The organism is Coleofasciculus sp. H7-2 (assembly GCF_042747725.1).
Taxonomy (GTDB): domain Bacteria; phylum Cyanobacteriota; class Cyanobacteriia; order Cyanobacteriales; family FACHB-T130; genus FACHB-T130.
This window is the reverse complement of record NZ_JBHZGO010000001.1, coordinates 1-12,425: the sequence shown is the minus strand read 5'-3', so window position 1 is coordinate 12,425 and position 12,425 is coordinate 1. Positions and strand designations below refer to the sequence as shown.

The 12,425-nt window shown below is 45.3% G+C and carries 9 protein-coding genes; 3 read left to right on the top strand and 6 right to left on the bottom strand.

Features of this window, described 5'->3' with window-relative positions:
- Positions 1–2: 2 nt before the first annotated feature.
- The 3 genes from ACFW2W_RS00045 to purT all read right to left on the bottom strand — a co-directional run bounded on the left by ACFW2W_RS00045 (position 3) and on the right by purT (position 4,003).
- Positions 3–1,898, bottom strand: coding sequence for a WG repeat-containing protein (locus ACFW2W_RS00045; protein WP_378171743.1), 1,896 nt, complete (start codon positions 1,896–1,898; stop codon positions 3–5).
- Positions 1,898–2,677, bottom strand: coding sequence for an S-layer homology domain-containing protein (locus ACFW2W_RS00040; protein WP_378171741.1), 780 nt, complete (start codon positions 2,675–2,677; stop codon positions 1,898–1,900). Before ACFW2W_RS00040 ends, ACFW2W_RS00045 begins: the two co-directional genes overlap by 1 nt.
- A gap of 138 nt (positions 2,678–2,815) precedes the next feature.
- A complete protein-coding gene (gene purT, locus ACFW2W_RS00035; protein ID WP_378171739.1) occupies positions 2,816–4,003 on the bottom strand; it encodes a formate-dependent phosphoribosylglycinamide formyltransferase in 1,188 nt (395 codons plus the stop codon).
- Between the two features lie 314 nt (positions 4,004–4,317).
- Between purT and ACFW2W_RS00030 the strand changes: the two genes are divergently transcribed.
- Both ACFW2W_RS00030 and ACFW2W_RS00025 read left to right on the top strand, forming a co-directional pair.
- Positions 4,318–5,769: a sensor histidine kinase gene (locus tag ACFW2W_RS00030; protein WP_378171737.1), complete on the top strand. Its 1,452-nt coding sequence runs from the start codon at positions 4,318–4,320 to the stop codon at positions 5,767–5,769.
- A 98-nt stretch (positions 5,770–5,867) separates the two neighbouring features.
- Positions 5,868–6,542 (top strand): response regulator transcription factor, encoded by a 675-nt coding sequence (locus ACFW2W_RS00025; RefSeq protein WP_378171735.1) that lies wholly within the window; start codon positions 5,868–5,870, stop codon positions 6,540–6,542.
- Between the two features lie 38 nt (positions 6,543–6,580).
- On the opposite strand, the gene ACFW2W_RS00020 is transcribed toward ACFW2W_RS00025, so the two are convergent.
- The 3 genes from ACFW2W_RS00020 to ACFW2W_RS00010 all read right to left on the bottom strand — a co-directional run bounded on the left by ACFW2W_RS00020 (position 6,581) and on the right by ACFW2W_RS00010 (position 10,127).
- Positions 6,581–7,147, bottom strand: a complete 567-nt coding sequence (locus ACFW2W_RS00020) for a Uma2 family endonuclease (RefSeq protein ID WP_378171734.1) — start codon at positions 7,145–7,147, stop codon at positions 6,581–6,583.
- A gap of 592 nt (positions 7,148–7,739) precedes the next feature.
- Entirely contained in the window at positions 7,740–8,261 is a 522-nt protein-coding gene (locus ACFW2W_RS00015) for a DUF937 domain-containing protein (protein ID WP_378171733.1), read from the bottom strand.
- Positions 8,262–8,327: 66 nt separating this feature from the next.
- Entirely contained in the window at positions 8,328–10,127 is a 1,800-nt protein-coding gene (locus tag ACFW2W_RS00010; protein WP_378171731.1) for a sensor histidine kinase, read from the bottom strand.
- A 314-nt stretch (positions 10,128–10,441) separates the two neighbouring features.
- On the opposite strand from ACFW2W_RS00010, the gene ACFW2W_RS00005 reads away from it, so the two are divergent.
- Positions 10,442–12,007, top strand: a complete 1,566-nt coding sequence (locus tag ACFW2W_RS00005; protein ID WP_378171729.1) for a YcjF family protein — start codon at positions 10,442–10,444, stop codon at positions 12,005–12,007.
- The last annotated feature ends 418 nt before the right edge of the window (positions 12,008–12,425 follow it).

Here is a 12,425-nt window from a genome sequence, read left to right as displayed (position 1 = left end):
CTTCAAGACAGCACATTCCGAATGTAGCCCCACTTCCCGCCGCTGAAAGACCATTCGCCATTCTCACCGCTTGAACGCCACGATCCACCAATATTAACCAGCGCCAATCCTTGGGAAAAGGGTTGAGCGTTGTCAAATTCTGTGGGAATGACAAGTTTACCTGTCTTGTTAATATAGCCCCACTTGCCAGCAATTTTGACTGCCGCTAGCCCTTCTAAAAAAGACTCAGCATCCTCAAATTGCGGCAAAATTACGACCTGCCCAGTTTTATCGATATATTCCCATTTTCCAGCAATTTTTACCGCTGCTAATTCTTCTGAAAAAGCCTTAGCATCCTCAAATTGCGGCAGCATTACCAGCTTTCCCGTCGTGTCAATATAACCATATTTGCCGCCAACACCGATACGTGCCATCCCTCCCGAAAAGCTATCAGCGCTATCAAATTGATAGGGGATTTTGAGGTTCCACGTCTTATCAATGTAACCCCATTTGCCATCTATCTTGACAGGTGCATATCCTTCCGAAAAAGATTCTGCATCATCTACTCGCAGTAAGATTAAAAGATTTCCCTTCGTGTCAAGATAACCATATTTGTTATCAATTTTTATCAGTGCTAACTCTTCTTGAACAGGTTTCGCACTATCAAATTGGAATCGACTGACAAGTTTACCCGTTTTGTCAATATAGCTCCACTTATAGCCCATTTTGACTCGCGCCAGCCCGCTATTAAAGGAATCCACCCAGTCAAATTGCGGCTGGCTCACACTTTTTCCTGTAGTGTCGATATAGCTATATTTGCCGCCAATTCTCCGACTGGTAAAGCCAAGCTGTTTTAATTGTGAGGGATTAAATGGTGCAGGCTGGGCGTAAGGGCCAGAACGCAAGGCTTTGGCTAAGGCGTCGTTGTCTTCTCGCAGACCTTCGTAGAAGAAGAAAACTTCGCCTTGGATGCCACAAAAGCGATTGTAAGCGATCGCCTGCAACAAGTAGTCGGCGCTGATGCGATATCCCCCTACTTTTAGTAAAATACCGGGCATCAGCGTTGGTAGCTGTTCGGCGGTAAATTGCTGGGCGACAAGACTATCAACCAGTTGTTTGTAACTAAAGAAATCGCGGCGATACAACTGTGGATGTATCATATCAACCAACCCGCGATCGCTCCAAGCTTTGGGATCTTGCAGATATTCCTGAAGTGCCCAACCGTGGGGACTCGGTGCCAGTGAAATCAGCAATTCTGGCTTAATATTAATCACTTCTTGGTAGAGGCGAGTTAAGAAATCGGTGAGAATATCCGCACGCCACTGAAGCCATTGCGGATCTTTCGGGTTTTGCGGAGGATTTTGGAAGAATTGCTGAAAGTAGCGATCGCTTGTTCGTCGATCGTAGCCCGCAACACTTGGAAGTGCAGGCATTCGATCATCCCCTTGAATGCCGCTGATATCGTAATTTTTAACAACTTCTAGCACCAAATTTAGTAAGAATTCTTGTACTTCAGAATCAAGGGCATTCATCCACTCGAAACTGTTCTTTTTAACTAAATTCCCGCTGCTGTCGCGGGCAGCCCAATCAGGTTTTTTCGCTAGAATATGTCCGCCATTTTGATTGTAAGAAGAGGCGAATCCGTATTCAAACCAGGGAATCACCGCAAGTCCAACTCGACGTGCCTCAATTACCATTTCAGCTAAGGGATCGCGATCGCTATATCGCGGATCAATTTCGACTCCAAAATTGTCTTGCATCACTTTACTGGGATATAGCGTAAAGGCATTATTCCAAATAACCGGAAAGACTACATTGAACCCAGTTTGAGCGAGAAAATCCATCGCCGCAGCAATGTTTTGCCGAGAATTCAGAACTTTGCTATCTGTTGTGGTAATCCAGACACCGCGAGTTTCCATTACTGCCTCTTTGGCGCGTATTGTCTAATCAGTGCCACTCCTTCAGAAAAAGCATCTGCTTCATCAAATTGTGGCGAGATTACGAGTTTACCTGTTTTATCGATATAACCCCACTTGTCAGCAATTTTGACTCGTGCCAATCCTTCCGAAAAAGCTTCAGCTTCATCAAATTGCAACCCAATAACCACAAATTCCATCCCCGGAATATACTGCAACGGCACGCCAGAAATGCCCAAAGCGCGACAAATCAAAGCCGCAATCTCGCCTCTGGTGGCATTCTGATTGGGGTTGAAGCGTCGGACATGGGGATAATTGACGACAAGATATTTTTCGATTGCAGAAGCGATCGCTCCAATTGCATAATTAGGAATCTGCGCCGCATCCTCAAAATACTTTTTTAATGTCTCGCTGGGATTTGTCGTAGCGCCATACTTCAACCCCGATACCAAAGCTACAAAAGCTTGCACTCGCGGAATTGGCTGACTTGGCTTAAATGTGCGATCTGGATAGCCAGACAAAAAACCCGCCCGATAAACAACTTGAATCGCCTGATAAGCCCAATGATTTGAAGGCACATCCACAAAGTTAATTGCATTCCGAATCGGGACGGCATTGGGAAACGCCTTTCGTATCAGCGCCGCAAACTCCGCCCTCGTCACCTGTGCATTTGGACGAAAGCTACCATCTGGATAGCCGCTAATCAGATTTCGCGCTTGCAGTTGTTTGATACACTCTTGCGCCCAATGGTTTTGAATATCAGAAAAGATCGAATCGTTCAATCTGACTAACTCCTCTATTAATATGATTCTCATAAATACGACATATTTTATACCCCCTATACCCCTTGTAAAAGAGTGAAATTTTATCATAGTCTCCCTTTTTAAGGGGGGTTGGGGGGATCTAAGGGTAATCAAGCGTCAATAATCATCGTCTTGATTAACGATTTTAATTTTGCTAGCGGCTTTAGTCGCTTTATCCCGCGCCTCTTGGACATTACTTGCTTTCGCCAAAGCGACTCCCATTCTGCGGTTAGGGCGAGAATTTGGCTTGCCAAATAACCGGATGTCTACATCAGGTTCAGACAAAGCTTCTTGCACTTCCATAAAAGCGATCGAATTTGAATGCTTACTTGCCAGAATTACTGCACTCGCTGAAGCCCCTAATAGTTCTATTTTAGGAATTGGCAAGCCTAAAACCGCTCTTAGATGCAATTCAAATTCATTCAAATTTTGAGAAATTAATGTCACCATTCCCGTATCATGAGGTCTGGGAGAAAGTTCGGAAAAAATTACGGAATCTTTGGTAATAAAAAACTCTACGCCGAAGATGCCAGCGCCTCCCAAAGCATCGGTAACTTTTTGCGCGATCGCCTGTGCTTCCAAAAGCAGTTTTTCTGGCATTGCTGCTGGTTGCCACGATTCTTGATAATCGCCCCTTTCTTGACGATGACCGATAGGAGGACAGAAAATGGTCGGAGCATTCCACTGCTTAATTGTTAGCAAAGTTATTTCTAATTCAAAGGGAATAAACTCTTCGACAATAATTTTTTGAGTATCTCCTCTAGAACCTTCAATCGCATACTTCCATGCCGCTTCAACCTCATCGAGCGAATTGACAACTGATTGACCTTTTCCAGAGGATGACATCACAGGTTTTACTACATTTGGAAATCCAATTATATCGGAAACTTCCATAAATTCTTTCAGCGTTGTTGCATAAGCATATTTAGCAGTTCTAATTCCTAACTGTTGATGGGCGAGTTCCCTAATCCGGTCTCGATTCATCGTATAATGGGTAGCAGTGGCAGTCGGAATAACTGTAAATCCTCTGTTTTCAAATTCAATCAGTTTCTCCGTCCTAATCGCTTCAATTTCTGGAATAATTAAATTTGGCTGATGTTTTTGCACGACGGCTTCCAAGTCATCGGCACTGAGCATAGAAATTACTTCAAATTCATCAGCAACTTGCATCGCTGGAGCATTATGATAGCGATCCACTGCAATCACATAGTTGCCCAGACGTTGAGCCGCAATGACAAATTCTTTGCCGAGTTCTCCCGAACCAAGCAGCATAATCTTTTGAGGAAGCTTCAGAGAGGGTTTCATTGATTTTTTGAGTTTGAGCTATCAGATTTCGCCAATTCATTGTAAAACTAACCAGCGCTTTTTCGATCGGCGATCGCAAGAGAATTAACACATTCTTCTTTCCTACGCGGCGGAGGGCGGGTTTATCCCAATTTTAGGTAGGAATTATGTATCTGGCTATCAAACCTACCTCTACAAGAATTAAACCGTACATCAACAGAGATATAATACTTGCAATTTTGCCTGACTCTTTTATAGCAATCTCAGGATTTTCTCATAATTTATAGTTAAGCTGGAAGTCAGTAGAGTCTGAAGATCGCTAAAACTTGTAATTCATGTCATTTATAAGGAGCTATCAACAGGTAATTAACAAAATCAAGCAGAAAATCGATCCATTTTCACTTCAGTTTCGCCTAACCGTAGGGATTACGGCTGTTTCGATCTTCGGAATCAGTAGCGTTGCTATTTGGACGAGTTGGAAAATGCAGCAACTTTTGATTAGTTCCCCTAAGCAAAACATTCAGCAGATTGCAAAGCGTTTTCCACAGGATGTCAAACTCTACAGTGAAATGATACCTGTAGAGGCTGGACTGCAAAAGGCAATTGATAACCGCACCACGCCAAATTTACTAATCTGGGTGACTTATCCTAATGGTGAAATCCCTGCTAAATCTATAACGCTGGTTGCGCCACCTTGGCAAGGTAACGACACTTCTGCCCAATTGCTGTCCCTGTCGGGAATGACGATCAAACCCGAAATTTATCAGATTAACCAACGCTATTTAGTGATTTCTGGTACCCCTTTAATCGTGAAGGGCGCAAAAATCGGTAATGTTTACGTGGCACAGGATATCACTAGCGAACAAACAATGTTTGAAGCGGTGATTCGTAGCATGGGAATTGCTTATATCGTAGCAATTATGACAATTACGATAGTAATTGCTATCTATATCAAGCGATCGCTTCAACCATTGCGACAAATGAGCCAAATGACTCAAGTCATCTCGGTAGAAGATTTAGGGCAAGCACAACTGCATCTTGAGCAGGCTCCCAGCGAAGTTAAGGAACTAGCCAATACCTTCAACATGATGTTGTCTCGCTTGTCGCAAGCTTGGGAACAGCAACGGCAATTTGTCAGTAATGTTTCCCATGAATTGCGGACACCTTTAACGATTGTTTATGGCTATCTCCAAAGTACCTTGCGACGAAGTACCAATTTAACAGAAGCACAGCAAGAAGCGCTGGGAATTGCGGCTTCTGAGACAGATAGCACGATCCGCCTATTGCAAGATTTACTCGATTTGGCACGAGCGGATAGTGGTTATATGCATTTCCATTTGGAAAACCTGGTTCTAAACGATTTGGTGGCAGAGGTGGTAGGAATGGCACAGCAATTTAGCAGTCGAGAAACGATAATTGAGGCAAGTTCCTACCCAATTGAAATTAGAAGCGATCGCAACCGTCTTAAACAAGTACTGCTCAACTTAATCGATAATGCCTTAAAATATTCTGAACCCAACGAACCTGTCACCATAAAATTAGCTCAAACGCGCGACAATGTAACTATCCAAGTTTGCGACAAGGGTTGTGGCATTCCTCTGCAACAACAAGCCCTGATCTTTGAGCGCTTCTACCGCGTGGATGAAGCTAGGGCACGTTCAACTGGTGGTGCTGGTTTGGGTTTATCGATCGTTAAAACCCTGATTGAGGGCATGGATGGGAGCGTCACAGTGAGATCAAAACTCGGTGAAGGTAGCGTTTTTACAGTCATCTTACCCGCACCTTAATTAAGCAAAGAGTTAGAGCTGTAAGGGCTTTCGCATTCGTGCAGATAGATTTTTGGTAAACCGTCAATTTTTATACGCGAATGCGAAAGCCCCTACTTATGACAGCACATATCTTGTTGGTGGAAGATGAAGTCAAACTGGCTCGATTTATCGAATTAGAATTGACCTATGAAGGATACCAAGTCAGCGTAGCTCACGACGGCTTATCGGGGCTGACAACAGCGCGAGAATCCAATCCGGAGCTAGTGATTTTAGACTGGATGCTGCCTGGATTATCGGGATTGGAACTCTGTCGCCGCCTGCGGACAACCGGAAATAAAGTCCCGATTATTTTATTAACTGCAAAAGATGAAGTCAGCGATCGCGTGGCTGGTTTAGATGCCGGAGCAGATGACTATGTTGTTAAACCATTCAGCATTGAAGAATTATTAGCGAGAGTCCGCGCTCACTTGCGACGAACTCACGAAGAAAATCCGGATCTCTTACAATTTGAAGACTTAAGTTTGAATCGACAGACACGGGAAGTTTATCGAGGCGATCGCGCAATTGAATTAACGGCGAAAGAATTCGATTTACTAGAACATTTACTTGCCCATCCTCGCCAAGTGATTACGCGCGATCGCATTTTAGAGCAAGTCTGGGGCTACGACTTTATGGGCGATTCCAATATCATCGAAGTTTATATTCGCTACCTCCGTTTAAAACTGGAAGAAAATAACGAGAAGCGTCTGATTCAAACCGTGCGCGGTGTTGGCTATGTGCTGCGGACTTGACTTTTTGAGTAGCGCATCGTGTGACGAAGGAGCGATCGCTACCTAAACAAACGCTCAACGGAACAACTAAACCCAGGTAAAAGAGGACTGGTTAAATTATCTTCCTTGAACAAAGTTGCAACCTGTTTCAAAACCCCATTTTCCCGTCGATAAACTTCCACCTGTTGCTTTTCGCGAGCAAAAATCCAATAGTCCCGCACTCCTTGAGCTGAATAGAGTTTTAGTTTAAGTTGGCGATCGCGTCTTTCCCGATCCTCCCCTGGTGACAACACTTCTACTACCAACTCCGGCGCACCAGTCAGATGTCCCGCCTCATCCAATAATTCTGCCAGACGTTCCTTACTCGCCCAAACCACATCAGGAATCACATTGTCTGCATCCGTAAAGATGACTCCAGGAGTCGTCGCCGCATCTCCCAATCCCGTTTCTAGCGACCAAATTTTCAACTCTCCACAGACATTATCAGCAACATTTTGATGTCTCCAATGAGGCGCTCTGGTCACAAATAACTCTCCATCAATAATCTCATAACGCTTGCCATCATTAGGAAATAACTCTAAGTCGGCAGTTGTCCAACGTACTTTATCTGATACTGTGGGGGTCATAGGTCAAATCTCGATTGGTTATACTTCTATCTTTTTAGTTTAGTAGTGTGCGTGAGCGATCGCCTAACGCACCATTTCCAACGCCTTACTCTGCTTTGTCGTTAATAGTTTTACAATATCCGAATTAACCGTATCTTCTCCTGAACTTAGCTTTTGTATTGGAAGTTCTGAAGATAATGATGTTGGTATTGACAAATTTGCTGGTTGCAGGTCAATTTCAATTCTAATTTTATCTTTTTCAATCTTTACATTAGCTATTTTGCCTAAGATGTCTACAGGTACGCAATTAGTCGCTTGATACTGAAAAGGAGACTGAGTTTTGTATCCTGCGTCCTCAAGCCATTCAGTAATATTTCTCCAGATTTGTAGGCTCCCTTTGAGGTCACGAAACCCAGCTCTGGTGAGCTTTGTTGGGTTTCACTTACGCTGATACTGTTGGCGATAGTATACAAAGCTTCCTACAAACGTACTGCATACTTTGAGAGGCAACGAAATCTCAATGGCTTCAGCATTTGTCACCTCTGCGTAATCGTGTTCGTAGCCCATTCGCCAACAGTATCCGCTGGCGCTCTACCCAACCTACACTTAACTTCTAACGACCCAGATGGCGAGCCGCTAATTGCATCGCATCAGCAATATCGACATCGCCATCGCGGTCAGCATCTAAGAAAGCACTTAAAACTGGATTCGACCCTTGGGGATTTTGAGCGCTGGAGCCAGTTTTTAGGAGATTTAACACGAGGGGAACGAGAACCGGCAACATCTGTTGAATCATCGCCGGATTCAAGCCTGTCCTTTGAGCAATTGCTTGCACGATTTGCGGCACTTGAGAAAAACCAAAAAGAGCATCCACGGCTTGAGGATTGGGAGAACTGCCGCTATATTGATTGACAAGAGCTTGCGCTTGTTCGGTGCCTTCGGTAGCTTGCTTCTGTTGTAGAGCAGAGCGCACGTAGTTACCCACAAGGGACATTGCAGATTGCACTGTTGAGGGATCGGCACCATAATTATTGCTGACCTGCTGCACAGTGCCAAAAATATTATCCATCTGTCCGGGAGTCGCAGCGCGATCTGGACTGTCTAGGGCATTGATAATTTGCTCGAAAAGTCCCATAACTCTTTTTACTCTGATAACTTGAACAAAATGTCTCACTTTTAGGCTGTAGTTCGCCTCTAGCTATTAGCAGAGAATTTTTGTAGTTGATGTTGATGCGACACCGACTTGATGTTTGATGGGTAGAGCGATCGCTAACTCTGTACCCACCCCTACTGAAGATTTGCAGCTAAATCTACCGCCATGTTTCTCTACGATAATCTGACGGCTGATCGCTAGACCCAAGCCCGTACCAATGCCTCTCGGTTTCGTGGTAAAAAAGGCATCAAAGATTTTCTCCTGATGTTCGGGTGCAATACCAGAACCGTTGTCAGCAATCCGCACCCCAACTGTGTCCTTGTTGAGGCGTTCTGTGGAAATGACAATTTTCCCAAACTCTTTTGTCTCTTCTAAAGCATCAATAGCATTGCTTAGTAGATTCATAAATACCTGATAAAGCAAGCCTGTGTAACCTTCAATGGCTGGGATGTCGCCGTAGTTTTGAACAATTTCGATATTGTTTTTAATCCGATTATTCAGAATCAGCAGGGTACTATCAAGACAGGCGTGCAAATCTACAGAGTTGGGTTGTGGATCGTCCAGGCGAGAGAAATCTTTTAAACTTAGAACAATTTGTCGAACTCGGTCAGAACCGACTTTCATCGATTGCAGAACTTTGGGCAGGTCTTGTTTAAGAAAATCGATATCGATTTCCTCTGCTTGAATTTGAATCGCTTCAGGAGGATTGGGAATTTCAGCTTGGTAAGTTTCTAGTAATGCTAGAAGTTCCTCAACGTAGTCACCAGCATGAGCCAAGTTGCCATAGATGAAGTTAACCGGATTATTGATTTCATGGGCAACTCCGGCAAGCATTCGTCCCAAGCTAGACATTTTCTCACTCTGGATCAGCCGCAACTCGCTGTCTGCTTTTTGTTCTTTCAAAAGGTGCCCCACCTGGTGGATGAGCTGATTGAGGGAGGTTGCCAACATTCCCACTTCATCTTCAGTTGTAATCGGCACTTGCAGTTCAAAATTAGATTCTTGAGTAGCCCGCTGCGCTACATTGGTTGCAGCTTTGAGGGGACGGACGATGGCGCGAGAAGTGTAGATGGCTAAAAGGATAGCGATCGCAATTGACAACAAAATGCTAGCGACAATGATTTGAAATCGAATTGTTTCCGCAGCAATCAAGGCAAGTTCTGCCTGCTGAACATCCTGATAAGAGCCATAAATGATTTCAGTTAAGTTGTCTGAGAGGTCATCAAATTTGAGCGCTACAGAACCATTCGTGAAATTTAAAAGTAGTTTTTGTGCTTCCTGAATCTTCTCTGCCTTTAAACGAGACGGAGCAATGTTCAGTACTAATTTGTCTAACTGCCGGAAGTAGGTTTCTGGTACGTTTTCGTAAGTTTGCAGAAAACTGGGTATCCCGTCAGCGTGTACATGAACCGCTACCTCGCGTTTATAAATGGCGCTGTTTGTATAAGATTTGATTTCAGACAATACGTGCCTAATTTCAGTGGTATGCTCCAGAAAATGGGAGTATTCTTTTTGAAACAATTCCGGCTTCTCTGCTAGCGGAATCAGCTGTTGTTGGTGTGTACGTGCCTGTAGTACACCATTTTGCAAGCGATGGAGAAGGTTTAGTTCTTGGTTGCTATATTCATGCAACTTCGTAGCCGGTTGTTGGTAGTAATCTCCAATCATAAATCCGGCAGCCGTCCCTAAAATGGCAATGCCCAGGGTCAGCCCATATCCATAACTAATCTTTTGGCTAACACTGAAACGGCGTGTTACCCGGCTGAGCCAGCCTGAGATACTTGCTGGGTGGGGGAAGGCACTGCGTAAGCGTATCTGAGGCTTGCTGATGTTTGGCTCAGAGATCATCGATCTATCCGGTGGAGGATAAGTTTAAAAGCTATTTTGTATTATAATTTATACTTTTTAAAATTCACCCAGAAAGACGCTTCAACTCTATCATCTCAGGACTTACGCAACATCATCACATCTGGGGCAACCACAGGGGATTGAACCCGAAAAAACGCTATATGTATAAGCTTTGCGTAAGTCCTAATCTAAGAGGAGAAAAACCACGGCAACAGGCTCTACTTTGTTTGTGGAAGCATCTCTTGCCTGTTGCTGATAGCAGACAATGAGAGGGAGATTAAGATTAGAAGCATCTCCTTACCACAATCCTATTCATGCCCCTGTCGCGCTTATTAACGCTGATCGTTGGCCTCAGTGTAATTCTGGGGCTGATGCTGTGGCTGATTAATTCTCTATATCGGCTGTATATCCAAATTTCTTTTACCGCACCTTTGCTGGGAAATCTGCTGCTTTTGTTGCTGATTGCCCTGCTGGGGGTGCTAATCGGTGGATTTATCTACTATGTAATGGTTCTTCAGGGGACTGCAAAAGGTTCGCGGCAACGCCGCAGACAGCCGAAAATCCCAGAAGCGAAGACAGAGGCGGCTTCAGAAACCCTCAAAGCAGTGCGGCAGCAAGTGGCACAGATTCAGGATGAGGTGTCGCGGCAGGCATTACTGGAGCGATCGCGCGAAATTGAAGCAAACTTGGCGCGTGGGGAACTGTTAGTCGTCGTATTTGGCACGGGTTCCGCTGGCAAGACTTCTTTGGTGAATGCGCTGATTGGGCGCATGGTGGGACGGGTAGACGCGCCAATGGGAACCACTGAGGTGGGGGAAACTTACGTTCTCAAGTTGAAAGGGTTAAATCGGCAAATTCTGATTACCGATACGCCAGGAATTTTAGAAGCAGGGGTGGCGGGAACGCAGCGAGAGCAACTGGCACGGCAATTGGCGACTGAAGCGGATTTGTTGTTATTTGTGGTAGATAATGACTTGCGGCAGTCGGAGTATAACCCGCTGCGAACCTTGGCAGAGATTGGCAAGCGATCGCTGCTGATCCTCAACAAAACCGATCTTTATACAGACACAGATAAGGAAACGATTCTGGCGCGTCTGCGGGAACGAGTGCGCGGATTTATCGCCACCGCCGATGTTGTAGCGATCGCCGCGAATCCCCAGCCAGCCGAGTTGGAAAGTGGCGAAACCTTCCAACCCGAACCCGATGTGATGCCCTTAATTCGCCGCATGGCGGTGGTTCTCAGAGCCGAAGGGGAAGACTTAGTCGCTGACAATATCCTACTTCAATCTCAGCGACTGGGAGACGAAGCGCGACGCCTGCTGGATGCTCAGCGCCGACGCCAAGCGGAGAAGGTGGTAGAACGTTTTCAGTGGATTGGTGCGGGTGTCATCACCGTGACGCCCCTGCCAGTGGTGGATTTGCTAGCAACCGCCGCTGTAAATGCCCAAATGGTTGTAGAAATTGGCAGAATTTACGGTTGCGAGCTGAATATGGATCGAGGGCGCGAATTAGCGCTTTCTTTGGGTAAAACTCTCGCTAGTTTGGGAATTGTCCAAGGAGCAATTGAATTGCTTTCTAGAGTCCTCCAACTGAGTATCGCCGCCTATCCCATTGGTAAGGTCATTCAAGGCATTACCGCCGCTTATTTGACTCGAATTGCTGGAAAGAGTTTTATTGAATACTTCCGTCACGATCAAGATTGGGGCGATGGTGGAATTACTGAAGTTGTACAGCGACAGTTTCAGCTAAATCGCCGGGATGAGTTTATCAAGACATTTGTGCAAGAAGCGATCGCGCGAGTCGTCAAACCTTTAGCAGAAGCGAAAGAACCAGAAGCTGAACCTGAACCTGAATCCGATCGGCGTCATCAATCGTCTTGAAAATTGGAATAAGAAATGGGAAGTCGGAAGTCGGGGAAATACACATTTTGCAGCTAACAATCCTAACCCCCATCCCCTTTCCGGAATCGGCTATGCATTACCCATAAGCCCCAGCTTGGGTTCTCAGGTTGAGGGTGAAGCATTCGCGCCTTGTAACTTTCAGGACTTACGCAAAGCTTATACATATAGCGTTCTTGTCGGTTCAATCCCCCTGTGGTTGCCCTTACTATGTGGTGCTATTTGCGTAAGTCCTGACTTTAATGTACCAACTTAAAATTTATCCGGATATAGGAGCTGCCCGGCATGGACCCCGCGGCGCTGCAGCGCGCGGCGAATTATCTTACCGGCACCTTTGGCGGCCTCACCCTCAGCCAGGCGCGCGCCAGGGTGGAGCGCGAGCTCGGCCAGCAGCGCGCGG

Coding starts and splice junctions, on each gene's coding strand:
- ACFW2W_RS00045 (WP_378171743.1), bottom strand. CDS start 1,898: ATGGAAACTCGCGGTGTCTGGATTACCACAACAGATAGCAAAGTTCTG.
- purT (WP_378171739.1), bottom strand. CDS start 4,003: ATGAAACCCTCTCTGAAGCTTCCTCAAAAGATTATGCTGCTTGGTTCG.
- ACFW2W_RS00030 (WP_378171737.1), top strand. CDS start 4,318: ATGTCATTTATAAGGAGCTATCAACAGGTAATTAACAAAATCAAGCAG.
- ACFW2W_RS00025 (WP_378171735.1), top strand. CDS start 5,868: ATGACAGCACATATCTTGTTGGTGGAAGATGAAGTCAAACTGGCTCGA.
- ACFW2W_RS00020 (WP_378171734.1), bottom strand. CDS start 7,147: ATGACCCCCACAGTATCAGATAAAGTACGTTGGACAACTGCCGACTTA.
- ACFW2W_RS00015 (WP_378171733.1), bottom strand. CDS start 8,261: ATGGGACTTTTCGAGCAAATTATCAATGCCCTAGACAGTCCAGATCGC.
- ACFW2W_RS00010 (WP_378171731.1), bottom strand. CDS start 10,127: ATGATCTCTGAGCCAAACATCAGCAAGCCTCAGATACGCTTACGCAGT.
- ACFW2W_RS00005 (WP_378171729.1), top strand. CDS start 10,442: ATGCCCCTGTCGCGCTTATTAACGCTGATCGTTGGCCTCAGTGTAATT.